General features: G+C 63.5%; 34 protein-coding genes and 1 pseudogene. 15 read left to right on the forward strand and 20 right to left on the reverse strand.

Going from position 1 to position 24,137, the window contains the following annotated elements; all coding sequences use genetic code 11:
* The 4 genes and pseudogenes from IVA82_RS42385 to IVA82_RS42400 form a co-directional block, all read right to left on the reverse strand.
* A pseudogene (locus IVA82_RS42385) lies at nucleotides 1–330 on the reverse strand (transposase); the annotation flags it as partial.
* A 163-nt stretch (nucleotides 331–493) separates the two neighbouring features.
* Nucleotides 494–667, reverse strand: a complete 174-nt coding sequence (locus tag IVA82_RS42390) for a hypothetical protein (RefSeq protein ID WP_247386075.1) — start codon at nucleotides 665–667, stop codon at nucleotides 494–496.
* Between the two features lie 292 nt (nucleotides 668–959).
* A complete protein-coding gene (locus tag IVA82_RS42395; RefSeq protein ID WP_247386076.1) occupies nucleotides 960–1,439 on the reverse strand; it encodes a hypothetical protein in 480 nt (159 codons plus the stop codon).
* Nucleotides 1,440–1,550: 111 nt separating this feature from the next.
* Nucleotides 1,551–2,231, reverse strand: a complete 681-nt coding sequence (locus tag IVA82_RS42400; RefSeq protein ID WP_346658743.1) for an alpha/beta hydrolase — start codon at nucleotides 2,229–2,231, stop codon at nucleotides 1,551–1,553.
* 111 nt (nucleotides 2,232–2,342) lie between these two features.
* On the opposite strand from IVA82_RS42400, the gene IVA82_RS42405 reads away from it, so the two are divergent.
* Nucleotides 2,343–4,013: a fumarate hydratase gene (locus IVA82_RS42405; RefSeq protein WP_247386077.1), complete on the forward strand. Its 1,671-nt coding sequence runs from the start codon at nucleotides 2,343–2,345 to the stop codon at nucleotides 4,011–4,013.
* Between the two features lie 53 nt (nucleotides 4,014–4,066).
* Here the strand turns inward: IVA82_RS42405 and IVA82_RS42410 are convergent, their stop codons facing one another.
* The 5 genes from IVA82_RS42410 to IVA82_RS42435 form a co-directional block, all read right to left on the reverse strand.
* Nucleotides 4,067–4,990, reverse strand: coding sequence for an SH3 domain-containing protein (locus tag IVA82_RS42410; protein WP_247386079.1), 924 nt, complete (start codon nucleotides 4,988–4,990; stop codon nucleotides 4,067–4,069).
* Nucleotides 4,991–5,002: 12 nt separating this feature from the next.
* Nucleotides 5,003–5,299 (reverse strand): hypothetical protein, encoded by a 297-nt coding sequence (locus tag IVA82_RS42415; RefSeq protein WP_247386080.1) that lies wholly within the window; start codon nucleotides 5,297–5,299, stop codon nucleotides 5,003–5,005.
* A 97-nt stretch (nucleotides 5,300–5,396) separates the two neighbouring features.
* Nucleotides 5,397–5,951: a septation protein IspZ gene (locus tag IVA82_RS42420; RefSeq protein ID WP_247386082.1), complete on the reverse strand. Its 555-nt coding sequence runs from the start codon at nucleotides 5,949–5,951 to the stop codon at nucleotides 5,397–5,399.
* A gap of 28 nt (nucleotides 5,952–5,979) precedes the next feature.
* Nucleotides 5,980–6,552 (reverse strand): hypothetical protein, encoded by a 573-nt coding sequence (locus IVA82_RS42425; protein WP_247386084.1) that lies wholly within the window; start codon nucleotides 6,550–6,552, stop codon nucleotides 5,980–5,982.
* A 476-nt stretch (nucleotides 6,553–7,028) separates the two neighbouring features.
* The gene (locus IVA82_RS42435; protein WP_247386086.1) at nucleotides 7,029–8,426 is read right to left on the reverse strand and encodes a carotenoid oxygenase family protein; all 1,398 of its coding nucleotides are present in this window, start codon (nucleotides 8,424–8,426) and stop codon (nucleotides 7,029–7,031) included.
* Nucleotides 8,427–8,531: 105 nt separating this feature from the next.
* On the opposite strand from IVA82_RS42435, the gene IVA82_RS42440 reads away from it, so the two are divergent.
* Nucleotides 8,532–9,263, forward strand: a complete 732-nt coding sequence (locus IVA82_RS42440) for a WHG domain-containing protein (RefSeq protein ID WP_247386088.1) — start codon at nucleotides 8,532–8,534, stop codon at nucleotides 9,261–9,263.
* Nucleotides 9,264–9,293: 30 nt separating this feature from the next.
* Here the strand turns inward: IVA82_RS42440 and IVA82_RS42445 are convergent, their stop codons facing one another.
* The gene (locus tag IVA82_RS42445; RefSeq protein ID WP_247386135.1) at nucleotides 9,294–9,899 is read right to left on the reverse strand and encodes a hypothetical protein; all 606 of its coding nucleotides are present in this window, start codon (nucleotides 9,897–9,899) and stop codon (nucleotides 9,294–9,296) included.
* A gap of 163 nt (nucleotides 9,900–10,062) precedes the next feature.
* Between IVA82_RS42445 and IVA82_RS42450 the strand changes: the two genes are divergently transcribed.
* On the forward strand, nucleotides 10,063–10,629 hold the full coding sequence (locus IVA82_RS42450) for an SET domain-containing protein (protein ID WP_247386090.1): 567 nt from the start codon (nucleotides 10,063–10,065) through the stop codon (nucleotides 10,627–10,629).
* 163 nt (nucleotides 10,630–10,792) lie between these two features.
* On the opposite strand, the gene IVA82_RS42455 is transcribed toward IVA82_RS42450, so the two are convergent.
* On the reverse strand, nucleotides 10,793–11,191 hold the full coding sequence (locus tag IVA82_RS42455; RefSeq protein WP_247386092.1) for a hypothetical protein: 399 nt from the start codon (nucleotides 11,189–11,191) through the stop codon (nucleotides 10,793–10,795).
* Nucleotides 11,192–11,231: 40 nt separating this feature from the next.
* Nucleotides 11,232–11,462 carry a hypothetical protein gene (locus IVA82_RS42460; RefSeq protein ID WP_247386094.1) on the reverse strand — a complete coding sequence of 77 codons (231 nt, stop codon included), beginning with the start codon at nucleotides 11,460–11,462 and terminating at the stop codon, nucleotides 11,232–11,234.
* Between the two features lie 101 nt (nucleotides 11,463–11,563).
* Between IVA82_RS42460 and IVA82_RS42465 the strand changes: the two genes are divergently transcribed.
* On the forward strand, nucleotides 11,564–12,385 hold the full coding sequence (locus IVA82_RS42465) for a helix-turn-helix transcriptional regulator (RefSeq protein ID WP_247386095.1): 822 nt from the start codon (nucleotides 11,564–11,566) through the stop codon (nucleotides 12,383–12,385).
* 69 nt (nucleotides 12,386–12,454) lie between these two features.
* Nucleotides 12,455–13,120, forward strand: a complete 666-nt coding sequence (locus tag IVA82_RS42470) for a DsbA family oxidoreductase (RefSeq protein WP_247386097.1) — start codon at nucleotides 12,455–12,457, stop codon at nucleotides 13,118–13,120.
* 7 nt (nucleotides 13,121–13,127) lie between these two features.
* On the opposite strand, the gene IVA82_RS42475 is transcribed toward IVA82_RS42470, so the two are convergent.
* Nucleotides 13,128–14,297: a GNAT family N-acetyltransferase gene (locus IVA82_RS42475; RefSeq protein WP_247386099.1), complete on the reverse strand. Its 1,170-nt coding sequence runs from the start codon at nucleotides 14,295–14,297 to the stop codon at nucleotides 13,128–13,130.
* A gap of 191 nt (nucleotides 14,298–14,488) precedes the next feature.
* Here IVA82_RS42475 and IVA82_RS42480 point away from each other — a divergent pair, with 191 nt between their 5' ends.
* Complete coding sequence (locus tag IVA82_RS42480) at nucleotides 14,489–14,917, forward strand: YeeE/YedE family protein (RefSeq protein ID WP_247386101.1); 429 nt, start codon at nucleotides 14,489–14,491, stop codon at nucleotides 14,915–14,917.
* Between the two features lie 5 nt (nucleotides 14,918–14,922).
* The gene (locus IVA82_RS42485) at nucleotides 14,923–15,390 is read left to right on the forward strand and encodes a DUF6691 family protein (RefSeq protein WP_247386102.1); all 468 of its coding nucleotides are present in this window, start codon (nucleotides 14,923–14,925) and stop codon (nucleotides 15,388–15,390) included.
* Between the two features lie 56 nt (nucleotides 15,391–15,446).
* Here the strand turns inward: IVA82_RS42485 and IVA82_RS42490 are convergent, their stop codons facing one another.
* Together IVA82_RS42490 and IVA82_RS42495 are read right to left on the reverse strand one after the other, a co-directional pair.
* On the reverse strand, nucleotides 15,447–15,773 hold the full coding sequence (locus IVA82_RS42490; RefSeq protein WP_247386104.1) for a hypothetical protein: 327 nt from the start codon (nucleotides 15,771–15,773) through the stop codon (nucleotides 15,447–15,449).
* A gap of 111 nt (nucleotides 15,774–15,884) precedes the next feature.
* Nucleotides 15,885–16,289: a hypothetical protein gene (locus tag IVA82_RS42495; RefSeq protein WP_247386105.1), complete on the reverse strand. Its 405-nt coding sequence runs from the start codon at nucleotides 16,287–16,289 to the stop codon at nucleotides 15,885–15,887.
* A gap of 153 nt (nucleotides 16,290–16,442) precedes the next feature.
* On the opposite strand from IVA82_RS42495, the gene IVA82_RS42500 reads away from it, so the two are divergent.
* Nucleotides 16,443–16,676: a hypothetical protein gene (locus IVA82_RS42500; protein ID WP_247386106.1), complete on the forward strand. Its 234-nt coding sequence runs from the start codon at nucleotides 16,443–16,445 to the stop codon at nucleotides 16,674–16,676.
* A gap of 136 nt (nucleotides 16,677–16,812) precedes the next feature.
* Here the strand turns inward: IVA82_RS42500 and IVA82_RS42505 are convergent, their stop codons facing one another.
* Complete coding sequence (locus IVA82_RS42505) at nucleotides 16,813–17,133, reverse strand: PilZ domain-containing protein (protein ID WP_247386108.1); 321 nt, start codon at nucleotides 17,131–17,133, stop codon at nucleotides 16,813–16,815.
* 101 nt (nucleotides 17,134–17,234) lie between these two features.
* On the opposite strand from IVA82_RS42505, the gene IVA82_RS42510 reads away from it, so the two are divergent.
* Complete coding sequence (locus IVA82_RS42510; RefSeq protein ID WP_247386109.1) at nucleotides 17,235–17,528, forward strand: HdeA family protein; 294 nt, start codon at nucleotides 17,235–17,237, stop codon at nucleotides 17,526–17,528.
* A 71-nt stretch (nucleotides 17,529–17,599) separates the two neighbouring features.
* Here the strand turns inward: IVA82_RS42510 and IVA82_RS42515 are convergent, their stop codons facing one another.
* Nucleotides 17,600–18,070, reverse strand: coding sequence for a PaaI family thioesterase (locus tag IVA82_RS42515; RefSeq protein ID WP_247386136.1), 471 nt, complete (start codon nucleotides 18,068–18,070; stop codon nucleotides 17,600–17,602).
* A gap of 382 nt (nucleotides 18,071–18,452) precedes the next feature.
* Here IVA82_RS42515 and IVA82_RS42520 point away from each other — a divergent pair, with 382 nt between their 5' ends.
* Nucleotides 18,453–18,746: a hypothetical protein gene (locus IVA82_RS42520; protein WP_148744877.1), complete on the forward strand. Its 294-nt coding sequence runs from the start codon at nucleotides 18,453–18,455 to the stop codon at nucleotides 18,744–18,746.
* A 101-nt stretch (nucleotides 18,747–18,847) separates the two neighbouring features.
* Nucleotides 18,848–19,102: a hypothetical protein gene (locus tag IVA82_RS42525; RefSeq protein WP_247386110.1), complete on the forward strand. Its 255-nt coding sequence runs from the start codon at nucleotides 18,848–18,850 to the stop codon at nucleotides 19,100–19,102.
* 21 nt (nucleotides 19,103–19,123) lie between these two features.
* Here the strand turns inward: IVA82_RS42525 and IVA82_RS42530 are convergent, their stop codons facing one another.
* Nucleotides 19,124–19,357: a hypothetical protein gene (locus IVA82_RS42530; RefSeq protein ID WP_148744873.1), complete on the reverse strand. Its 234-nt coding sequence runs from the start codon at nucleotides 19,355–19,357 to the stop codon at nucleotides 19,124–19,126.
* 177 nt (nucleotides 19,358–19,534) lie between these two features.
* Nucleotides 19,535–19,723, reverse strand: a complete 189-nt coding sequence (locus IVA82_RS42535; protein ID WP_247386112.1) for a hypothetical protein — start codon at nucleotides 19,721–19,723, stop codon at nucleotides 19,535–19,537.
* A 420-nt stretch (nucleotides 19,724–20,143) separates the two neighbouring features.
* On the opposite strand from IVA82_RS42535, the gene IVA82_RS42540 reads away from it, so the two are divergent.
* Nucleotides 20,144–20,383 carry a DUF2798 domain-containing protein gene (locus tag IVA82_RS42540; protein ID WP_148744869.1) on the forward strand — a complete coding sequence of 80 codons (240 nt, stop codon included), beginning with the start codon at nucleotides 20,144–20,146 and terminating at the stop codon, nucleotides 20,381–20,383.
* Nucleotides 20,384–21,026: 643 nt separating this feature from the next.
* Here IVA82_RS42540 and IVA82_RS42545 read toward each other — a convergent pair.
* Nucleotides 21,027–21,230, reverse strand: a complete 204-nt coding sequence (locus IVA82_RS42545; RefSeq protein ID WP_247386138.1) for a hypothetical protein — start codon at nucleotides 21,228–21,230, stop codon at nucleotides 21,027–21,029.
* A 424-nt stretch (nucleotides 21,231–21,654) separates the two neighbouring features.
* On the opposite strand from IVA82_RS42545, the gene recA reads away from it, so the two are divergent.
* The 3 genes from recA to IVA82_RS42560 all read left to right on the forward strand — a co-directional run bounded on the left by recA (nucleotide 21,655) and on the right by IVA82_RS42560 (nucleotide 24,076).
* Nucleotides 21,655–22,743: a recombinase RecA gene (gene recA, locus IVA82_RS42550; protein ID WP_247386114.1), complete on the forward strand. Its 1,089-nt coding sequence runs from the start codon at nucleotides 21,655–21,657 to the stop codon at nucleotides 22,741–22,743.
* Nucleotides 22,744–23,102: 359 nt separating this feature from the next.
* Nucleotides 23,103–23,708, forward strand: coding sequence for a hypothetical protein (locus IVA82_RS42555; protein WP_247386116.1), 606 nt, complete (start codon nucleotides 23,103–23,105; stop codon nucleotides 23,706–23,708).
* A gap of 11 nt (nucleotides 23,709–23,719) precedes the next feature.
* Nucleotides 23,720–24,076: a hypothetical protein gene (locus IVA82_RS42560; RefSeq protein WP_247386118.1), complete on the forward strand. Its 357-nt coding sequence runs from the start codon at nucleotides 23,720–23,722 to the stop codon at nucleotides 24,074–24,076.
* Nucleotides 24,077–24,137 lie beyond the last annotated feature (61 nt).

The raw sequence follows: 24,137 nt of genomic DNA on the forward strand, positions 1-24,137 counted from the left end.
CTTGAGCCGGCCATGCCGCTCCAGCGAAGGCAGCAACGTCGGAATCATTACCCGGAGCCGCTTGCCGCAGATCCGATCCGAGGCCTCCCACAGCGCCACCAGTGCATCCCTGATAGGGGCGCCATAGGTCGGCTTTCGCTGCCGCCGGGCCTCCGGCGAAATTGCGACATGGCTGGCCAGCGCCCGAACCGCGTGCTTGCGATGCCAGCCCGTCACCGCGCAAAGCTCGTCGAGAATGCGCCCCTTATCTGCCCGCCCTGCTGATCGATAGCGGTCTACCACCGCCGCCGTGATCTCGCGCCGCGCACCCATGCTGATCCGTCCTGCCATCGGCAACACCGATCCGATTCGGTATCGCGGCCCCACTCCTGACGGTCAGTTCTCCGGTAACATTCTTGATGAGGCAATGCGATCTGCTATCCGGCAAAGATAGGGCCGGACGCGGAACAGGCCCGATCAACCGGATCGGGCGATCCATGTTCGGCAGGCCTGATCAGGCGAGCTGATCGATGCGCGTGCCTTGTCCCGGCGGCAGCGGCGCGGGCGGCGTCGGCTTGTAGGTCGAGTCGTCGTCCTTGGTCTTGGTCTGGTCGTCCTGCTGCTTGGTCGTGTCGTAGCTCGGGACCACGATCGCGATCGGCGGCGGTGCAACGCTGGAAACACTCATCCACGCATCCTCACAGATGGAAACAATCCACACTGGCCCGCGAGGAACGAACCTTCCGTCAAGGCAATCGCTAAAATGCGAGGGATTGGGCGCGCTGAGCGCTGCCTGTGCTTCCGTGAGCGCACGATTCGAAAGAGCGGTCACTCTCTCCTCCGTCATTGCGAGCGAAGCGAAGCAATCCAGAATCCCTCCGCGGAGACAGTCTGGATTGCTTCGCTTCGCTCGCAATGACGGAGTGTGTGGCGGGCGGCGTCGCGATATGCACGCGCCGTTTACGCGGCGGTGGCGCGGACTACTCGTCCTTTGGCCGCGTGATCGCGATCGCGGCGTCCGTTTTCGTGCGCGTGCATTCCATGTTGAGGCGCTTGTACCGCATCGACACTTTGTCGCCGCGCAACAGGCCCATGCGCTTCAGGCAGCGCGTGGCGCCGGTCGTGGTGTCGCCCTTCGGCAATGTGAAAATGATCGCGGCCGCGGACCCGGCCAGATCATAGAACTGTGGCGTCGGCTTGCGATCGCCCTTGGCATAGAGCTCGTTAGCGTAAGTCTTCCCCTGCGCGCGGCAGCCGAGCGACAGCTCCTTCGCCGCCGGGTGCGTCAGGTAGACGATATTGGCGGCCTTGAAGTTGACCTTCAGCTTGTCGATGCCGCTTGCGAGCTGTTTGGCGATGTCGTCGCACTGGTCCGCGCGCACAGGCGCGGCGAGGGTGACAAGACCGGTGATGGCGGCGGCGAGCAGAAGCGCGCCGCGGACGTTCAGTTTCAAAATCATGATGAAATGCCCCTTAGGGGGCGCATTCAAGCGTCCGAGGGCGCGAAGCGCAAGGGTGGACAAGCGGTACAGAATCGTGAACGTCCGGGATGACGTTCTTCTGCAACATCGCTAGGTCGTCGCGAGGCGGGCTGCCGTCTGCATGAGAATCTCGAAAATCTCATCCGGCGCAGCGTTGATGACGTCGTGGCCGCAGGCGAGGCTGTGAACGATCCAGGCCGGATCGTCGCGCAGGCGTTGATATTGCGCGGTGAAGGGCGTTGCGCTCCAGCCGCTGGCATAGACGAAGACGCGCGGCATAGGCGCGGGCGCGCGCGGCAGATGCAGGGCTTGAAGGAAAGAGCCGAGCGGATGGGGCCGGCGCCGGGGATCGCCGCCCTCTGGCGGGAGTACGCTGAGGCCATCGTGACGGGCGCGGTCGATTGCCAGATTCCGGAAATGCTCGCCTGCAAGGTCCCACCAGGACTGACCGTGTTCGGGCACGAAGGCATCGAGGTAGACAAGCGCTGCGATGCGCTCGGGGGCCCTGTCGGCGACGCCGCTTGCGACCATTCCGCCATAGCTGTGGGAACAAAGGATCACTTCAGAGAAATCCTTAAGTCTCAGAAGGTCCAGGACGTCGGCGATATGGGTGTCCAAGTTAACGAGGGCTGCGGATCGCTCGTGCTCCGCATGCAGGCCGCTGAGGGTTACAGCGGCGGCCTCATGGCCTGACTGGTTCAGCCTGGCGACGAAATCGGCGAACGTCCAGCCGCCGCGCCAACCGCCTGGAATCAATACGAAAGTCGCCATCGGGACGCTCCGCGGCCGCCATTCCGAGACATCTGTTGCGCTCGCACAAGAGGGTGGTCTATCAGACCTTTCAATACCGCCTTTTCCAAGGATTTAACCCGCGAGCCATTCATGAACGCTCCCACCGCATTCCCCGATCCGTCAAAGCCCGTCCCGCCCTACAAGCACACCCCGCTGTTCCCGCTGGGCAAGGACGAGACGCCCTACAAGAAGATCACGGCCGAGGGCGTCCGGGTCGAGAAGGTCCTCGGCAAAGACATGCTGGTGGTGTCGCGCGAGGCGCTGCGGGCGCTGTCGGAAGCCGCCTTCGGCGACATCAACCACTATCTGCGGCCCGGCCATTTGAAGCAGCTCCGCGCGATCCTGGAGGACGGCGAGGCCAGTCCGAACGACAAGTTCGTCGCGCTCGACTTTTTGAAGAACGCCAACATCGCCGCCGGCGGCGTACTGCCGATGTGCCAGGACACCGGCACCGCGATCATCATGGGCAAGAAGGGCTGCAACGTCATCACCGACGGTGACGATGAGGCGGCGCTGTCGGAAGGCGCGCGCGACGCTTACCTGCGCCGCAATCTGCGCTACTCGCAGGTCGCGCCGCTCTCCATGTACGAGGAGAAGAACACCGCCAACAACATGCCGGCGCAGTGCGAGATCTACGCCGAGGGCGGCTCTTCAGAAGTAGATTCGGCCTACAAATTCATGTTCATGGCAAAGGGGGGCGGCAGCGCCAACAAGAGCTTCCTGTTCCAGGCCACGCCCTCGGTGCTGACCAGGGACCGGCTGCTCGCTTTCCTGAAGGAGAAGATCCTGACGCTCGGCACCGCCGCGTGCCCGCCCTATCACCTCGCCATCGTGATCGGCGGCACCTCGGCCGAGCTCTGCATGAAGACGGTGAAGCTTGCATCCGCCCGCTATCTCGATGCGCTGCCGACCCACGGCTCGCCCGACGGCAACGCCTTCCGCGACGTCGAGATGGAGCAGGAAATCCACAAGATGACGCAGTCACTCGGCGTCGGCGCGCAGTTCGGCGGAAAGTATTTCTGCCACGACGTGCGGGTGATCCGCATGCCGCGCCACGGCGCCTCGCTGCCGATTGGGCTTGGCGTGTCCTGCTCGGCCGACCGCCAGGTGCTAGGCAAGATCACCAAGGATGGCGTCTATCTCGAGGAACTCGAGCACAACCCGGCGCAATATTTGCCGGAAGTCGAGCAGTCGCTCGGCGGCGAGGTTGTCAAGATCGACCTCAACCAGCCGATGAAGGACATTCTGGCGACCTTCTCGCAATATCCGATCAAGACGCGGGTCTCGATGACCGGCACCATGATCGTGGCGCGCGATTCCGCGCATGCCAAGCTGCGCGAGCGGCTTGAGAAGGGCGAACCGCTGCCGGATTACTTCAAGAACCATCCGGTGTATTACGCCGGCCCCGCCAAGACGCCCGAGGGTTATGCCTCCGGTGCGTTCGGCCCGACCACCGCGGGACGCATGGATTCCTTCGTCGACCAGTTTCAGGCCGCAGGCGGCTCGATGGTGATGGTGGCGAAGGGCAACCGCGCGCCGGCCGTGCGCGAGGCCTGCAAGAAATATGGCGGCTTCTATCTCGGCTCGATCGGAGGGGCGGCGGCGAACCTCGCCGAGCACTGCATCAAGAAGGTCGAGGTGCTCGAATATCCCGAGCTCGGCATGGAAGCGATCTGGCGCATCGAGGTCGTCGACTTCCCCGCCTTCATCATCATCGACGACAAGGGCAACGACTTCTTCAAGGAGTTGAACCTGGGCTAGCTCTTCACCTCTCCCCGCAAGCGACCGCAAGCGGGGCGAGAGAGACGAGAGAGCTAACTGCAATTCGTGACCTGGTTGGAGCAGAGCCCGCGCCACCAGCCGCGGACGCCGTCCTGGCTCTCGACGAGACCCCAGAAGCCGCTGCATGCAAGCAGCCGCTTCGGGCCGCCGTCGGTGTCGATAGGGTCGCCAAGCTCGCGCTGCGCCGGCATCCATCTGGCGTCGACGAAGGGGGCCTGGAATAGGCCGCCCATGCGCGTGCCGCCATTGGCGTAGGCCGCGCCAACCTTATTGGCTGCGACCCAGCCTCGCCCCGCATAAGGCTTTGGCGCGCTACGCGGATACTTTTTCTCGTCCTCGTAGTCCCTGCCCGGCGGTTTGGCGCCTTCGATCAGGAACCATCCGTCCCTGAAACCGATGATGCGGAATTCGGTGAGCCAGCCGTCGGCGGGCGTGTTCTCGCTGCCGCCGAGCTTCAGCCGGTAGGGCGGCGGCAGGGTGCCGAGCACGCGCGCCTTCACCGAAGGTTCGGTGCGCACGTTGAGCCCGTTCAGATCCTTGTCGATCGACCACGCGCCGAGATCGCAGGGCTCGGTACCCTCGGGCAGCGTTGCGCGTTTCGCCGCGAGATCGGCGTGCAGCTTTGCGGAAGCAATGTCGTCGTCGTCGGGACCGGGTTCAGTGCGCGGCTTCAATTCAGCCGATACGGCGCGCTTCCCGTCCGGTGCAAGCGTGACTGTGAGCGCTTGGCGGACAGCGAACACGCTCGCGGGCGACTTCGGGTCGTTCGACGTTGCCGGATAGACGGCAAGATACCCGATAGAACCGTCGGTTCGATATGCTGCGCCTGCCACGTAGCCTGCCGGCACCAGGGCGAGCGCGCTCACGCGCCACGCCGCTTCGGTGTCGTCCGCACGCCCTGCCGCCGGCGCAGCGACACACAGGATCGTCGCCGCGATGAGGCGGAGAACGCGCATGGTCGCCGTGCTCTACGCGCGCGTGCCCGTAAACGGGAAGCTGCCCATCGGGCCGATGCCCATCTCGCCGCTCATGCTGTCGCCGGAGACCGTTCCGATGAACTCGAGCGTCAACGGCATCGGATTGGTGATCGAGACCTTCCAGTTGACGGCATCGCCGCTGATGGTGCCTTCGAAAATCTCGGCGGAATTGCCGTCGGCGCCCTGCGTGCCCGTCAGCGTACCGGCGGAGCTCAACAAGGTCAGCGTCGCCTGGCGCTCGCCCATCGGGGTCGTCATGGTCAGATTCCAGTTGCCGTCCACGGCCATTCCCGTCTCCCAAGGTCATCCGGCCAAGCGCGACGATCCCGCGGCCGGTCCAGCGCCGAGCCTATAACCCAACTCGGAGCCCCTGCCTAACACTGTGTCAGGCGCGGGCAGCGGCGCGCACGCGGCTTGTGACGATGAGCCGCAGAACGGCATATTGCACGGCAAAAGCCAGGATCTTGGCGCCGCCGGCGACCACGGAAATGTAGAACGCCCACAGTTTCAGGTCGCCGGTGGAGGCGACCGCGATCGTGCCGGCGCCGATCACGAACATCAGCGCCGACCAGGCATAGCCCGCAGCCGTCACATATTCCGGGACGGTCTCGGCGACGACCGGCGGCATGTAGCGCAGCATCCAGCCGCGCTTGAGCATGATGACGCCGATTGCGAAATGCGCGATCGCGGGCTTCGCCAGCATGAAGCGGGCATCGTTGGTGAGGAGCGTCATCGCCCCCAGCACGATGACGAGCGCGAGGCTCGCATAGGTCATGAAGCTCAACTGGCTTCCCTTGGTGCGGGCGTAGATGACCTGTGCGATTGCAGTGGCAATCGCCACCGAGGTTGCCAGGCCGACATTGTCGGTGATGAGATAGATCGCCAGGAAGATGATGGCCGAAAGGAAGTCGGAGGCGAGGCGGGCAAACACGTCCTTCATCGTCGGTCCTTTTCGGGTCAGGCTTCGATCAGCTGTTGGTCAGCGCCGCGGCTGCGGCGATGTCCTTGATCCTGCGATACTCAGGATACCACTTCGTAAAATATATTGCGCTGTTGCGGGCTGCAAATGCGATTGCGAGGCTCGACCAGATCGGGAGGCCGGGCACATAGAGCAGGACGACGTTGGCCGCCATCATCAACAGCGTGGCGGCGGTCCAGGCCGCGGTGATCGTATAGTTGGCGCGCAGGAAGCCCGGCATTCCCGCGGTCTCCGCGGGCACCTCTTCCAGCGCATATTGCAGCGTGAACGGACGGCGGACCAGCATCGAGCCCAGCGAAATGAGGAAGATGCCGGCGTCGACTGACACCTTGACCGCAATCTCGCTCAGCGCGGGATGGGCAAGCGCGAGGTAGAGGCCGATACCAGCGAACAGCATCGCCGAGCCGGCGGCGAGGATCTTCACCGAGCGGCCGCGCATCACGTCCACCGCGATGATGGCAAGGCAGATCGCGGAGGCCGCGAACACGCTCACCGTCGCCGAGGTCACGAGCAGCAGGAAGGTGTAGACGCCATAGGGGGCAAGGATCAGGAAAATCGTCATGGGCCGCCTCGGTGGGATCGATCTTTACGATGTAAAGATCACTAGTTCAGGGACGAGTGGCGGTCAAGCAAAATCTTTACAGTGTCAAAATAATGTAAGCTACCTGCAAAAGATGAATTGCTGCAAGGGCTTGGTCTGATGCCTCTTCGGCGAATTTCGCCCATGGCACGATCGACAGGATCGGCACCGTGCAGGCGATCCCGCCGCAGCCGGATCATCCGGAGTGCGAGCGCGGCACAGGCCAGGGCAAGAACGGCGAGGCAGTCGGCGGTGATTGATGGCGCGTGCATGGGAGGCCTCTCTGGTGACACATCTACGCTGTCATTCCAGGGCACGCGTCAGCACGAGCTAAGATGCGCAATTGCGCATTTGAGAATCCATCGGGCAAGCGGTCCGCGAGGTGAAATGGATTCTTAGATGCGCAATTGCGCATCGTAGCTCGCGACTTCGTCGCGCCCCGGAATGACCGGGAAGTGTTATTGCGCTCCCACCCAATTGCCGTGAAAACCATCAGGCACGCGGTGGCCGAGCTGTACCAGCGCGACGGGGCCGACCTCGACATCGGTGGCGTTGAAGATGGCGAGGTCGCTGCGGTTCTCCCGCGCGCGCCAGACCACCGCGAGCAGCCAGCCGTCGCCCTCGGGCGCGTCTTTCGATCGCTCGACGAACACCGGCTCGGAGATGGTATCGCCGGTCGGCAGTAGATAGTGGCCGAGCCGCCTGCCGTCGGCGTCGACATGGACGATGCCGGACAGCGCGCCGAACATCGGCAGCCTCGGATTGGCGCAGGCGTACCAGCCATGACGGCTCTTCAGCCCGGCGCGGCGATCGTCGATGCGCGGGAATTCGCCGGTGAGATCGTCCAGATAAGTCTGCTGGAAGCGGTCGGTATTCCCGGCGAGATCGAACGTCCAGCGACAGTGGCGAGCGCGCGATTTTTCGGGATCGGTGGGTCGGCCATCGGGATGCGGAAACAGCGGCGCTTCCTCGAACTGCATGACGTCGGCGATGATGCGATCGCCGTCCTCCCACGCATTCATGACGTGGAAGACGTAACAGGCTTCAGCGCGGAACCAGACGATGTCCTTTGCCGTGCCCTTGCGCTTCATCACACCGACATAAGCGCCCTTGTCCGGCTCCCAGGCATAGCGCGCCCGTCCGCTCATCGCACGCTCCATGCTGCCGGTGATCGGCAGGATCGGAAACAGGACGTGGTTTGCGGTGACGATGAAGTCGTGCACCATGCTGGCATAGGGCGCCTCGAAACGCTCGAAGCGTGTTCCCTTGCCCGACGCATCGATCGATCCGTAGGAGAGGGCGGATGTCAGCGGCCCCGCCGCGTTGTAGCCGAAGAACACGAGCTCGCCGGTGACGGGATCGATCTTCGGGTGCGCCGTGAAGCTGCCGGCGATGCGGTTCTGATAGTTGTGATAGCCACGTGTCGCCAACGTGCCCGGCTCGATCTCGGTCGGCAGATGCGCTTCCTCCAGCGCCAAGAGCTTGCCGGCATGGAAGATGATGTTGGTATTGGCGACGCCGCTATCGCTGAGGTTTGCCGGCGTATCCGGCAGCTTGCGGCCGAAGCCGCCGAACAACGCGCGGCCGGCATCGTGCTCGGCCAGCCATTTCGGCGTGCGGACCCAGCGATTGCGGTAGCTTGCGCGACCGTTCTCGAGGTGGAAGGCGTGCAGCATGCCGTCGCCGACGAACCAGTGCGCGCCGGGAGAGTCGAACTGCGGATTGGGGCCGTTGCGATAGAGCGTGCCGTTCAGTTCGCGCGGCATTTCGCCGACGATCTTGAGGAAAGATGCATCCGCCTCGAACGGGATCGGAGCGAGGTTGTTGCGGCGCTCGGCGATGGCGTCCTGCTGCACGGCGTCTCTCCCTATCTTTACATCGTAAAGATCAGATAGCGCCGATCACAACGTCGGTCAAGCGAAATCTTTACACTGTCAATATTGCGCCCTATAGCTGGGGACATGGCCAAGAGCGAGATCAAGAGCGAAACAGCGCACAGCCCGCGCGATCCGGGAACGACATCATCGAGCGCATCGGCACGCCCGGCGCGCCGCGCGGCGAGCGCGAAGACCGAGACGCCCTATCACCACGGCGCGCTGCGCGAGGCGCTGCTCCAGGCCGCCGAACGGGTGCTGGAGCGCGAGGGTCTCGCCGGTCTCACGCTGCGCGCGGTGGCGCGCGAGGCGGGGGTGTCGCATGCAGCGCCGACGCATCATTTCGGCGATTTGACCGGTCTCGTCAGCGAACTCGCTGCGATTGGTTTTCGCCAGTTCAACGCAGCCATGGTTTCGGCCTGCGACGCCGCCACCACGCCGCTCGAGCGCACGCTGGCGCGGCCGAAGGCCTATGTCGCCTATGCGCAGGCCCATCCCGGCATGTACGGCCTGATGTTCCGCACCGAGCGGCTCGACTATTCCAGGCCTTCGCTGCACGAGGCGTCGGAGGCCTCGTTCGCCGGCCTGGCCAATGCGATCGGCGCGATGCGGCAGGAGCAGATCAGCGGCGATGCACTGACGCTCGATCAGGGCGCGGCGATCGCGCGCGCCTGGTCGATGGTGCACGGCTTCACCACGCTGCTGCTCGACGGACGGCTCAAGGATATTTTGGAGCGGCTGCCCAAGGGGACCACGGCTGAACAGCTTCTCCAGGCGATGCTGACGTCGACGGTGGTGCCGAAGCTGCCAGGATGCTGACCGGATCGGCCCATGGCGCCAGGCAAACGCCTAACGCCTGGTCGCAAGTTCGACCGCGCGGCCGCTCGCGCCGATGATTTTCACCTCGTCCTTGCCACATCGAAAACCGCGGGCAGCCTCGTCCGCGGCCTTGCGCGCGAGCTCATTGGCGTTCGGATTGGCGACGGCATCGACATAGGCGACGTGGCAGACCGGTCCGGGCGGCAGCCGCGTGACGACGAGCATGGCCTTGGTGTTGGGCCGCCCCTGCTTGTCGAGGTCAGTCCCGTCGGCGATGTGCCAGCGCTGGACGATGGCGAACGGCTTTGCGCCGCTGGCGCGCCATTCGACCGTGGTTTCAGATGAATTGAATGGGCCGAACCAGACCTTTGCTGCCGGTTCCTCGGCAGCGAGCTTGCGATTGCGGCCGACCGAGACGACTTCGCGAAGGTCGTCCTCGGCGACCAGCACGAGGAGGCCGTTCCTGCCCGGACACACGCGCGTGGTGCTGCCGTCGAGCTCGCCGGGCTTGCCGATCTGGCGGCAATCCTTCGGCGCGGTGGAGGTATAGCTGCTGCCCAGGGATTGGGCGCCGGCGCGATCGAGGCCGTTGCCCATCAGCAACAGGGCCAGCCATAGGGAGGCAATACGGGTCATCATGAGGTCTCGATGCAGCGGAACTCCGTCCATCTGACGCGTTCACTGTGGGCAAGGTTCAAACAAGCCCGGGAGACACCTGACAGGGAGGCGGAATCGTTCTAGAAGGGCCGCTTCGCTTGGGCTTCATCGAGCCTTGTTCGCGTCCTCTATTTTACTGATCATGCCAACCACCTCGTCGAACAAACCTTACCGCGTCGGCCGCTCCAAGACCGGACTCGGCCTCTTCGCCACCAAACCGATCAAGAAGGGGACCCGGATCGTCCGCTATTTCGGGCCGATTCTGGATTCGCGGATTCCCGAGCACGACGAGATCGAGAACAAATACCTGTTCGAGCTCAACGGCCGCTGGACCATCGACGGCTCGGTGCGCAAGAACCTCGCCCGCTACATCAATCATTCCTGCCGGCCCAACGCCGAGTCCGACGTGCGCCCGCGCGAACGCAAGGTGTTTATCCGCGCCATCAAGAACATCGAGCCGGGCGAGGAGATCAACTACGATTACGGCACCGATTATTTCAAAGCCTATCTGAAGCCGATCGGCTGCAAATGCGAGTCTTGCGAGAAGAAGCGCAAGAAGCTGCGCGCCGAAGCCCGGGCCGAGCGGGCTAAGGTGAAGGCGCGCGCAGAGCGCAAAGCCGAGCAGGCCACTGGCAAGGCTCCAGCCGCGAAAAAGAAGAAGCTGAACGGCAAGCACTTCGGCGGCAAGGTCGGGCGCTCGCGGGCGTAGGCTCAACCTCGCTGTCATGCCCCGCCTTGTGCGCAATTGCGCACTGGGGCGGGGCATCCAGTACGTCGCGGCTTTTCCACTAAAAAATGACTATCTCTGGAATGCTGCGTCGCCCGGTCAAACCGGGCGACGACTGCTAGCGGTGTGCCTGTCAGGCCAGGTGTCACGCCATTGCGGCGTTCTCACTCTTTCGCAATCCCACATATTGCAGCTCGGCGAACACACCCGTCGCGATCGCCTGCGCCACCACCATGAGCTCGCCGGAAAGGTTCGGCGACACTGCGCCCGAGAACAGCAGTGCGATGCTTCCGATCGTCCAGGCGACGTTGCCGATCACGACCAACAGGACAAGCGGCTTCGGCACCGCTGCGCGCGAGGCGAGCCAGCCGACCAGCGCAGTGTAGAAGATCAGGAACAGGCCGGTCTCGCGCAGCAGCGCTTCAGGCAGGTTGAAGAGCGCCGCAAACGCGCTCGCACCGAAGGTGAAGCCAAGGGCAGCGACGCCGCTGAAGATGGCGTCGGCGAGCAGCGCGCGGCGCACGAAGGTGGATGCGTTAATCATCATGGTCTCCTCTCACGGTTTGGGGGGCTTGGGGTGAAACTCAGTGCTGTCCGCGCCACCAGGCGCGGACGAGAGCGGCGAGGCGGAAGGGACAGAGGCTCTTGCAGACGCCATGTTCGAAGGCGAAGACCTGCGCGACGACATAGTTGCCGGTCGAATGCAGCAGCGGCTCGGGCACGTTGAGCCCGCGCGCCAGCATCCGGGTTGCGAACGTCATGGCCCAAGGCATGATGTGGTCTGCAAGGGTGCGGTAGAGCAACAGCGCGATCATGGTCACCTCCTGTTGCTCCCGAAGATGCGCTGGCCGGGGGTCCAATTCGATTACCTCGGGGGTAATGGATGGGGTGCAATCCGCATGCTAGGTTTTCGACCATGAACGCACATGCATCCACGGCCCGGGCCGAACGCAGCCAGCCGATTCATATCGGCGACCATCTGCGCGAATGGCGGCAGCGCCGCCGCATGAGTCAGCTCGATCTCGCGGGCGAGGCCGAAATCTCCTCCCGGCATTTGAGCTTTGTCGAGACCGGCCGCGCCGCGCCCTCGCGCGAGATGGTGCTGAAGCTCGCCGAGCGTCTCGACGTGCCCTTGCGCGAACGCAACGTGCTGCTGGTCGCCGCCGGCTATGCGCCAGCGTTTCCGCAGCGTCCGCTGGAGGATCCCGCCTTGAAATCAGCCCGCCAGGCGATCGACCTCGTCCTTAGGGCGCATGAGCCCAATCCGGCACTCGCGGTGGACCGGCACTGGAATCTCGTATCCGCCAACCGCATGGTGGCGCCGCTGCTCGATGGCATTCCGCAGCGGCTGCTCGGCCCGCCCATCAACGTGCTGCGGCTTGCCTTTCATCCCGAGGCGCTGGCACTGCGCACGGTCAATCTCGCGGAGTGGTGCGGACATCTTCTGGAGCGATTGCACCGGCAATGCGAGGCGACGGCCGACGCCGAGCTGATCAAGCTCTACAACGATCTCAAGAGTTATCCCATTCCGGCGCGGTCGGGACCTTTGTCGAGCGACAATGTCGCGATTCCGTTCAAGTTGCGCCATCAGGGGGAGATCCTCAGCTTCTTCTCCACCACCATGGTGTTCGGCACGCCGGTCGACATCACCCTGTCGGAGCTGGCGCTGGAGACGTTCTTTCCCGCCGACGAGCGCACCGCCGGGCGGCTGAAGCAGATCGCGGCAAAAATGGGCTAGCGCTCTTGCCTCCAGGCGCCTTGGACTTATTTTGCGGGGAACCCGCATCGCCCGAAGGAGGCGCCTGATATGAGCACGCTGAAACCGCTCCAGATCGACGTCGTCTCCGACGTGGTGTGCCCCTGGTGCTACATCGGCAAGCATCGGATCGAGAGCGCGCTCGCGCTCGTGCCCGACGTTCCTGTCAAGCTCAACTTCCGTCCCTTCTTCCTCAATCCCTGGGTTCCGCGCGAGGGCATCAGCCGCGAGGACTATCTCACCAAGAAGTTCGGCTCGGTCGAGGCCTATAAGGGCATTGCCGGCCGCGTCGTCGCGGCCGCGGGCGAAGAAGGCCTCGTCTACCGGCCCGAGCTGGTCGCACGCCAGCCCAATACGACCGACTGCCACCGCCTGATCCTCTGGGCGGAGGCAATCGGCAAGGCGCCCGAGATGAAGCAACGGTTGATGGAGCTCTATTTCCGCGACGGCGGCGATCTCACCGACGCGAAGGTACTGGTGCGGGCGGCGGCCGATATCGGGCTCGATGCAGACGACGTGCGCCGCCGTCTTGCCACCGACGAGGACGTCGCGCGCGTCTCGGGCGATGCGCAGGAGGCAGCGGAGAAGGGCATCTCCGGCGTGCCGACCTACGTCTTCGCGCAGAAATACGCTGTCTCCGGCGCGCAGGATCCGAACATGCTCGCGCGTGCCATTCGCGAGGTGTCGGCGGAGATCAACGCGCAGGCGGCGGAGTAGCCCGGTTTTATTTGCGCATGAGGTGGAGTGCGCGCCGCACTGTTTCGTATGCGAAGCCGTGCGCGATCAACGCCGCGTGGATCAAGGCCACCATTGGATCGTTCCGCTTCAGCGGAATCAGCACGTCGCCGACCGCAAAGCGCCCGCGCCAAATCGGGTTGATCATGGGATGATCGGCGCTCGCGGTGGAATCTGCGCTGGCGATTGACGGATCGGTGCAGAGATGGCGGGTGAGCTCGAGCGTGAGCTGCACGCCTGGCGAATATTTTGCGAAGCGCTCGTCGATGCCGAGCTTGAAGAAGAAGGCGCGGTCCTGATGCCGCAGCAAGATGCCTGCAGCTATCGGCCTCGCGCCGGCGCGGAGCGTGATGATCTCGCATTGCGCGGTCTCCGCCAGCGCCGGCACGGCGCGGCGGATGAAGGTCGCATCGCCGGCATCCTGGAGCAGCGCGGTACCGCGGTTGCCCTTCCAGCCGCTGGCTTCGAGCTGCAGGAATGTTTCGAGCGCGGGCCCGATCTCGTCCGGCCTGCGCGCGACGTCGAACACGACCGGCCCGTGCTCCTCCAGGCGATGGCGCTGGCGGCGCAGTTCCTTGAGCTTCTTGGCGCCAAGCGCCTCGCGCAACAGCACGTCGCCGTCCTGCGTCGCATCGAGACAGGCACGGATGTAGGAGCTGAGGATGCGCGGCTTCAGTCCGGATCGGCCGAGGACCTTACCGAGCGTCATCATCGCCGCGCCGTCGAGCGCGACGTCGCGCAGGATCAACGCGTGTGCGCCGGCCTCTCGCGCCTGCTGCAACAGCCGTGTTGCCGCTTCGATCGTGGCGTCGCGGTCGATCAGCGGGCCGCACAGCGTGCCATAGGGATGCGCACTCACCAGCGCGGGCAGGGGGATCTTCCAGGCACGCCAGAGCGGGATCACCGGCATCAATCCGATCAGCCGCTTCGAAGAGCTGTCAAATGCGGGGAGCGCCGAGGCACCAGTGCGGTCGCGCGCGGTTGCGCTGACGGCGAGCTCCCAACCGGGCAGGTAATAGCCGTTCGGCTCGCTTGCTCGCTGCGCGAGCGCGCGCCATTGGCCGGGTTCGATCGCTGTGAGCGGGACCAGCGCGCAGGCCGTCGCGGCGCCCTTTGCCGATGCCGGATTGATCGCAGCCTGGTGCGCGATATCGACCACGTCCCGTCGTCCCCGTTCACGCGGGCGAAATCCGCGCTACGCGGCTATGCTTAGCGCAAAGATTGGAAAATACGGTTGGCCCGCCGCTTCAATTCGAGTGGTATTGTTAACGTCTCGTTGAGCATTTGGGCGGCAAGCCGCCGGATGCAGCGATGAACGTACAAGAGGTGCTCTCGAGTCGGAGAATCAAAATGCTCACCACGCCTTTCACGCCGATTGCCTCGCTCCTCGGGGGTGCCTTGATCGGGCTCTCCGCCGTGCTCCTGATGTGGGCGACGGGACGGATCGCCGGCGTCAGCGGCATTGCGGCACGGCTGTTTCCGCCTTACGAGGACCGCGAATTCGCCGGCCGGCTTGCCTTCGTCGCTGGACTTGTTGCTGCCCCCGTGCTGGTGCGGCTGGTCACCGGTAGCTTTCCGGCGCAGACGATCGAGGCCGGAACGCCGGTCCTGATTGTGGCCGGATTGCTCACTGGGTTCGGCACGGTGTGGGGCAGCGGCTGCACGTCCGGCCATGGTGTCTGCGGCCTGTCGCGGCTTTCGGTGCGCTCGCTGGTCGCGACCGTCACGTTCATGGCAATGGCGATAGCCACCGTGTTCGTGAAGCGGCACTGGAGCTGACGGCGATGGCAATATTCGTTCAATTCGCAGTCGGCCTGATCTTCGGCCTCGGGCTCATCGTCTCGGGCATGTCGAACCCGGCAAAGGTGCTTAACTTTCTGGACGTCGGCGGCATTCCCGCAGGGACCTGGGACGCCAGCCTCGCTTTCGTGATGGCCGGCGCGATTGCCGCCACCTTCGTCGGCTTCAACCGGGTCTCGAAGCTTGCGCGACCATTCTTCGCCGAACGTTTTTATGTTCCGACGCGAAAAGACATCGATCCGAAGATTGTAGTGGGCCCCGCCATTTTCGGCATCGGCTGGGGGCTGGCGGGCTTCTGTCCTGGACCGGCGCTGACCGCGCTTGGGTTCGGCTCGATCTCAGCCGTCATCTTCGTCGCCGCGATGTGTGCCGGCATGGTGCTCGCACGCTTCATCGTGCAGCTTCCGTCGTCGACGCGCGCCGTGACGCCCGCCGATCCTCTCGAAACCTGACATGGACAGGACCGGGCGAGCTGTCTCGTCCGGTCCCATTCCTCGAGTCTTATCGATTACCAGCGATCGCCGACACCGACGCCCACGCTGACGCCGGGCGTGCGAATGCCGACGCCGGCGCGTGGGCCGTCGTCCCAGTCGCGATAGGTGCGGCGCTCGTAGTAGCGCTCGCGCGGCATGGTGTTATAGGAGTCGCGCACGATCACGCGCGAGCCGCCGCGGGTGCGATAGCAGTTGCCGGCGTCGTCGCAGACGAGCCGGACCTCCTGAATGAGATCGGGACTGGTGTATTCGCTGGTCGTGTAGATGTCGGCGGCCTCCGCTTCGCTCGCCGCGGCGAGGGCGCCGGCGCCGGCCAGCAGCGCAATCGTGAATATCCTCATCCTGTCCTCCTCGGAAACTGCCCACGGCGGTAACAAGAAGGGGAGGCGGCGATCGTTCCGGCGGATCTGCAGGTTTCTCCCGGAACCGGGCCCTCGTCGTGGCAATTGTTCCTAGATCGGCTCGTAGGTTTCCGTCCCGCAGATGTCCTCGGCCTCCGCGCGTCGGCGGTCGATCACCTTTCCGCCAGCGATCGTCACGATGTAGGTCTGGGGGCCGAGCGCCGTTCCGGTCGCGGAGGTGAGCTGCGCGCGGACGCAGGCGGTCCAGCCCGGTCCGCGGACCTCGTGATGGGGCAGGGCGACCTGCACTTCGCGAGGGTAGGACGTCGTGAGAAAGACCACGTCGATCTGTTCGCGGACCACGCGTTTGACGTCCGGGGGCTGTTCGGGCGGCGGCTGTTCGGCCTCCTTGATGCGCATGAATTCGGGCACCGGCGCCCGGCTGTCGGCAAAGCCGCAGCCGCCAAGCGCAAGCGCGCCGGCGAGCAGCGCCGCATGAGCAATGATTCGCAACATTCGTGAAGGTCCCCTGCGGGCCATCAGATAGGCAGGAATGCGATCCGGCGAAGTCCCGTCCGATCAACATTTGCTGAAGTCGGTGACGCCGCAGCATTGGCTATTACGGGGATTGCGGGCTAATTTATACCCCGGACGAGGGGGATTGCGCCAATGAGAATTTTGATCATAGCGGCGGCCGTGCTGGCGCTGACGGCCGTCTCGGCGCAGGCGCAGATGGGCGGCGGCAGGCGCCAGCCCAATGAGGCCGTGGCCAAGCCGGACAACAAGCCCAAGGTTGACGAAAAGGCCTACAAGGCGGCGCTCGAGCGCATTCCCGAGCCCAAGGATAAGTATGATCCGTGGGGCGGAGCCCGCCCGGGCGAACCCACGAAGAAGCCGAAATAAAGCTTGGCGGGCCGTAACGATCCGCCTGCGATATCCGCCGCGATGCCGCCTTCGGTACAACGGGCGCTGCCATATCGGGCAAGCATGATGCTGCATCAGTGCACGATGCGAACGTTCATTCACATCATGTGCATGACTATACGAAGGCGAGGCCGACGCGCCTGTCGTTGCGCCACACCGGCCGACAATCTCGCACGAAATTGTCGCGTGAAATCGACAGCGTGAACGATTGCGGCAACGTGACAGGGTTTTCGAGATCGATTGCGGCGCCGCTCGCCGACATGTTTCGCACCGTGCACGCAAAACCACTATTTTCAAAGGCAATCGTGCCACCCTTGAAGACCCGGTGCCGCTGTGCCGTACGCTTTTCGATCATCCGCGTTAATCCATAGCGATGATTGTGAAATAGTGCATAGAAATTACCTTGAACTAAACTCAATACTGCCGCTACTTGCACCGCGCTTCAGACTTCGTTTACGAAATTGAAGCGGAGCGTCTCTACGCCGACTTTTGCCGCGAGCCTTTCCTTTATGGCGCCGCGCGCCGATGGAGATATTGATGAAGACCATTCTTTCGATTCTGTTCGCCGCAGCTCTTTCGCTGTCGTCCATTCCCGCCAACGCCACCAAGCTCGATCTCTCGACCATGAGCTGCAAACAGTTTCTCGAGAGCGGCGACGACACCATCAAGCTGGTGCTGACCTGGATGGACGGCTGGTACAAGGGTGACGAGGATAACGCGATCATCGACACCGACGTGTTCGTCGAGAATGCCAAGCAGTTCGGCACCTATTGCGGGAAGAACCCAACGGTCAGCATCGTCACCGCGGCCGACGAAGTGCTCGGCAAGTAACCCCGCAGGCCCGTACGCTTCATCGAGAGCCGCAGTGCGCTTTGCGCTGATGCGGCTCTCGGCCTTCGGGATCATGCTTGTCCCGGCAGCATCGCGAACGCGCTCGACACCATGGCCACCGGCTTGTTGTCGGTGGCGGAGAGCAGGGTGACGCGGCCGAAGCTCATGGTGCGCCCGAGGCGCACCACGCGCGCGTCGGCCAGCACGTCGGACGAGGAGACGGCGCGCATGAAATGCGTGGTCTGGTCGACCGTTGTCATCGGACGGTAGCCGCGATTGGCGGCCAGAAGTGCGATCACCATGGCGGTATCGGCCAGTGCCATCAGCGCCTGGCCGCACACCACGCCGCCGTGGCGGCACAGCCGCTCCGAAAACGCCAAGCGCAGCAATGCGCCCGGCTGCCAGTCCGGTTCATCGGACGGCGGGGCGTGCTCGATGCGCTCGACGGAGAGGTTGAGATCCTGGACCCAGGGCGCAAAGACCTCGCCGAGGATCCGTCTGGCGTCGGCGATGCCGAACTCCGCTTCTGGCTGCGATGGCATGCTGTCGTTGTCCTCCATTGTTGCCGGATGTTTCGGCCATACTGCGCGCATCGGCGCGGCAAAGTCACCCGGTCTCCCGTCGGCTTGAAGTCCCGTCGGCTTGAAAATGCCTGACTTCGCCCTCTATGATGCCGCGCTTGGGAATGGGGTGGACGATGTTGCGTCGATGTGTCCTGGTCGTTTGTCTGGCCGCGCTCGGCCTTGTGCTGAACGGGTGCACCAAATGCGGCCCGATCTGGGACGACTGGCTGAATGCGCCGAAATCGTGCAGATCGGACCGGCTCTAGCGGCCCCGAGCGACCCCAAGGTCGCGACCGGGGTTGAACAGGGACGACAGGGCGCGGGGCGATCCGCCCTTCTATGGATGATCAAGGAGCGAATGATGAAGCTTTTCCGTATGGCTGCGGTGCTTGCCGTGCTGGCCGGACCGGCCTATGCGCAAATGCCCAATATCAACCTGCTGCAGGATGGTCCGAGCAAGACCCCGGAGGAGAAGGCGGCCGAGGCCGAACGTGAAAAGGCCTACAAGGAAACGCTGAAGAAGATTCCGGACACCAAGGCGTCCAACGATCCCTGGGGCGGCATGCGCTCCGATCCGCCAAAGCAGCCGGCGCCGAAGGCATCGGCTGCAACCGGTGCGCCCAAGAAGACCAAGACCGGCACAGCCGCTAACTGAACGATCACGGGCGGAGGCGGCTTGCGCCTCCACTCGGGACTCCTGTTCGGCCCGCCTGCTTCCTACATTCCCGAGAGAGTGTTGCGTTGAGGAGGCATCACATGGCCGATCTGCCGCGGGATCTCGCCAAGCGGATGGCGCGCCAGCGCAAGGCGGGCGGTAAGCCAGCCGAACAGAGCGGCGACGGCTATTTGCGTGAAACCTTCACCTTGCCCCGCCCGGCGGCGCGCGCAAGAGCGCAGGCCTTCTTCGCCCGCTACCCCAAGGCTGGTTATATGAGCGAAGTCGAACACTGGCGCGAATTGCCTGGCGGCGAGATCGAATTCACCATGCGGCGGCTTCCCAGCGCCGACTAGGCCAGGCTCGGAGACAAAGACCTACTCGAAGGTCTCGGCGACGATACGGATCCGGAACACGGGCTCTTTGGCTTCGTCGAGCAGCTCCATATGCCACTCCGAGTTTTCCTGGAGCTTGCGGGAGATGCCCGCGGCCATGTCGGCGCAGACGCTGGTCATCTCCTTCCAGGCCGAATCGCGATCGGCAAATTCCGTCGCATGCTCGGCACAACCGGAATAGCGGCCGTTCCGGATTCGAAAGAAATAATGCGGCATGGCTGGCACCGGTCGCGTAATGGCCTGCCCCCAAGCCACGAGGCGTTCAATCCAATCCCAAATGGCCGGCAGATCAATTCCGGGCGTCTACGGAATGGCCGCCCATGGCGGCTGCCTGCGAGCCCAAGCAAGCCACGCCGCGCTAAAAATCGACCTGAAAGCCGCCGGTCCGCCGGTTCAGGCGGTTTTCCGTGCCAGCGCTTTCAACTCCCGATCGATGCGCAACTGCACCCGCCGGATCGCCAACAGGTCGATCTTGGTCTCGGTCTTGCCGCTCTTGACCTGGTCGCCGATGCAGAACTGCCACTGCCAGACACCCGGAATCGCCGTTTTGGCAACGGTGAAGTCGATGCCCCTGTGATTCATGGTCACCTCCACGATTCATCTTTCCATGACCGGAAACATGTTGGGCATCACATATTCCGCCGACAAGTGAAATCTTCCGGTAAGCCTAGGATAATTCACGAAAATCTCGAAAATACGCGCGGCTCGCAACAAACGAAATCGGATTCCGAAAGACGCGGGAGCGGAAAGCTTGCGGCGCGCCTGGAGCCGTCGTCGCCAGCGGCCAAGTCCCTGCCGACGCGTTCCACCGCAACTCGGGCAGATGGCCCAGGAACTCTGTTCATGGTCGGAGAACCACGGACAGGTTCGGTGGGTGAATCGCTAAAACCGCGGTTCCCATCGCGCAGAGGGAATGACCGCAAGCCGGTGACCAAGCCGCCCTCCTGCGATCCACGGCACATGCCTTGCTTGCCAGATAGGCGAAGGCAACATGGGCGCATCATGCTCGGCATTCCCCGTCGCTACAGTCATTTCGTCTTCGGCGTCATCCAGTCCGGCCTGACCTCGCTGATCGCGGCGGGGATTGCCAGCTTTCCGGCGCAAAGCGCGATGCTCTTCGTTCAACATTGGACAATCTCGTGGCTGGTTGCATGGGCGGCGATGCTGCCCATCGTGCTGCTGGCGGCGCCCGCGATCCGCGCGTTCGCGCTGCGGCTGACGCGGGAAGAGGGGACCGGCTGAGCAGGTTGCGGAAACGAAAAAACCCCGCTTGGGGAGAGCCAAGCGGGGCGAGAGGTTGTTGGAGGCTGAGGTGCTGGGCTTGCAACACCATAAGCCGGACCATCGTAGCTGGCGCAGCTTACGACAGCCTGACAAGCACGCCGACCGAACCACAGAGAGCGGTGCGCGCGTCGACCGAGTATGGCGCCGCGTGGGTGAAGGAAGGGAGCTTTTTGAGGCGCTCCAACGTCCCAATTCGAACACCCGATTGCACAACTTACGACACACCCGTCGGCGAAATTCCGTCCGTTCGGCGAAGCCATGGGGGAAACGTGGTGCGCCGACAACGGGGTGGCATCATGGATAATGTAGAGCGGTCATTCGCCGCCGCGACGGCGGCTGGCTTCGTGGTGCTGGTGATCGGCATCGTGCTGTTGGCGCTGATCTAGACCGGCACGACGAACAGCGACGATGCGGCCCCGAGCGCGGATCCGCGCGAGCAGGTTTGGTCGCCGCCAGGGTTCAAAAATATCGAAACAACCCCATGCAAAGCTGCGGCCGGTTTCGGCCCCCGCGGTTGGCGACGAATGGGTATTAGGTACTTGGTCCGCAGTCGCGGTCTTCGAACGGGGGAAGACCAACCGAGGCAGCCCGTGAGCCCGGTCTATGGCTTGGGCGGCTGCAACCCGGGTGAGGTCAGCCACTCGGCGATATGAGCCGTGGTCTCGTCCTGCCTGGCCTTGCGGAGGAGGGTTTCCCGCAGGGAGCCGGGGGGCAGCTTCCAGGCTTCCTGTCTCAGCCGTTCGGCTTCTTCGGCCAAGCGTTCTTCGAGGGGGGAACTCTGTTTGAACCGGCGACGATGCGTCATGGCTAGCCTGTGGATGCGGATCAACCGTAGGAATTGAAACCTCGATCCTATTATGCCCGCGTGCGCCGCTTGGTTCCAAAACACATCGAACTGGAACAAGCCAAAATTCAACTTGGGCACGGCTCTCTCCGGCCACGTTGTGCCGGAGGCGAGCGGTCTAGCCGAACAAGACACTGCCCAGATCGGTGACGATCAAGCGGACGTCATCAGCGCGAAAGCGGCCACTGGAAAGATGCAGGTCCAAAACCAACCTAGGCCACTTTGAAATTCAACTTAGGCCACCGAAGTCGGAAGCAGGCCGGCGCGCCCCATAAAAGAACATATTGCGAACCAAGAACAAATGGGGTACATTGTTTTTATCGCCGGCCCGCCCCACCCACCGTTTGTCCCTCTAGCGAATCCTCGCCATAAGGAGCACGACCCAATGTCCACCACTGCCCTGCGTATCGTCGAAGGATCTTCCATGGACAAGAGTAAAGCTCTGGCCGCTGCGCTCTCCCAGATCGAGCGTCAGTTCGGCAAGGGCTCGGTGATGAAGCTCGGCAAGAACGACCGGTCGATGGATGTCGAGGCGGTGTCCTCCGGATCGCTCGGGCTCGACATCGCGCTCGGCATCGGCGGGTTGCCGAAGGGACGCGTCGTGGAAATCTACGGGCCGGAATCGTCGGGCAAGACCACGCTGGCGCTGCACACGGTGGCGGAAGCGCAGAAGAAGGGCGGCATCTGCGCCTTCATCGACGCCGAGCACGCGCTCGACCCGGTCTATGCGCGCAAGCTCGGTGTCAACATCGACGAGCTCCTGATCTCCCAGCCCGACACCGGCGAGCAGGCGCTGGAAATCTGCGACACGCTGGTGCGCTCCGGTGCGGTCGACGTGCTGGTGATCGATTCGGTCGCGGCGCTGGTGCCGAAGGCCGAGCTCGAGGGCGAGATGGGCGATGCGCTGCCGGGCCTCCAGGCCCGCCTGATGAGCCAGGCGCTGCGCAAGCTGACGGCCTCGATCAACAAATCGAACACCATGGTGATCTTCATCAACCAGATCCGCATGAAGATCGGTGTGATGTACGGCTCGCCGGAAACCACGACCGGCGGCAACGCGCTGAAATTCTATGCCTCCGTCCGCCTCGACATCCGCCGCATCGGCGCGATCAAGGAGCGCGACGAGGTGGTCGGCAACACCACGCGCGTCAAGGTGGTGAAGAACAAGCTGGCGCCGCCGTTCAAGCAGGTCGAATTCGACATCATGTACGGCGAGGGCGTCTCCAAGATGGGCGAGATCCTCGATCTCGGCGTCAAGGCCGGCATCGTCGAAAAGTCCGGCGCCTGGTTCTCCTATGACAGCCAGCGTCTCGGCCAGGGCCGCGAGAATTCGAAAGCGTTCCTGAAGGCCAATCCGGACATCACCGCCAAGATCGAGACCGCGATCCGTCAGAACTCCGGCCTGATCGCCGAGCAGATTCTGGCCGGCACCCCCGAGCGCGACGCCGACGGCGACGAGCCGGCTGACGAGTAAGCCTTAACAGTAGAGTTTTCGCGAGGAGCGGGCGCTGAGGACGTTGAGTTGCCGACGTCTTCGGCGCCTGTTTCGTTTTGGGCGGCTCTTGGCTCAGATACATTCACTGGTTGCATCTTGGGGCCGGGGCGGGGCCTAGGCTTCGGTTGCTGATATTTTGCATCAGTTCATGAGTTGATGGGTGGTCATGCTTATTGTTCAAACGCAACACGCCAAACGCACGCGCAGATATTCCATCCTGATGATGATCGTCCTGCAAGGGCTCGGATCGATCGCCAGAATTGGCGCAATTCTCTCGCTACGCTGGGATTCTCTTCCGAAGAAAAAGTAAGGGCGTTCAGAGGACGGCCATGTCACATTTGATCCTGGCGACGAATGATCGAGCGCCACTTCAATTGCAGCCAACACGTTTAGCGAACCTCACTCTCGGCTTTTCTCTGCGCTTCGTTTGCGACAGTCTGCCCTCCGCGGAGCATCTTCTCATGGGGCTGGAGCCGCGTTCGGCGAAGCACTGCAATCCCGGCGATCACTGGCTTGATGACGCTCCCCGGTGCTCGTTGAATGGTTTCGGCACACGAGATGTCAGCCTTTTCGAGCTCTGCGCGAAGTTCGACTCGATCGAAGTGTGGGTCGATCCGCAAGCAAACGATCAGCTCGTGCTTGTCTGGCTGCTTGACCTGCTTCGCCCCTACAAGGAGATCACGACGAAGCTGAGCCTGATGCATACGGATGATGCGGTTGCGAACTACCGCGCGGAATCCGTGGCAAAATGGAAGCTGCCGGCCTTCAAAGTCACGGACAATCACCTGGCACTAGCGAGCCGCACTTGGCAGGCCTGGTGCGCGCCGACGCCCGGGCCCCGTCTCGATCTCTTGATGAAGGATCTGGCGCTCTTTCCTCGACTGCGGCCGGCCCTATCGCTCCGCTCGAGGAGCTACCTGACGTGTCAACAGGCCTTGGCGTGAGCGAAATGGCCATGCTGGACTACATCGAAGACGGCTGCACCGACCCTCAGGTGGCGCGCGCGGCAGCGCGGCATCGAGAAATGTTCAATGAGAGCGAGGCCGGCGAATTGATGGACGATTTGGCCCAGTGCCCAGCGCCGCTGATTTTCGGACTGGGCGAGCCGCCGTTTGAAAAGGACGAAACGGCTCGTTATCACCGCTACAGCAAGAGCCAGGTCGCTTTGACTGAGCTTGGGCGAGCGGTTGTCGCCGGCGAGGACGATTTCGCCCGCCACAACCCGATGCGTCGCTGGTGGGGCGGCACCGAACTGACCAACGAGCGGCTGTGGCGCTGGGATGCGCAAAGCCGTTCGTTGGTGGCGCCTTGAGGCAGGACGGTAGATGGGTTAGCGCAGCGTAACCCACCAGCTCTCTCTCCAATGCCGACGG

The sequence above is a fragment of the Bradyrhizobium sp. 142 genome (assembly GCF_023074015.1).
Lineage (GTDB): Bacteria > Pseudomonadota > Alphaproteobacteria > Rhizobiales > Xanthobacteraceae > Bradyrhizobium.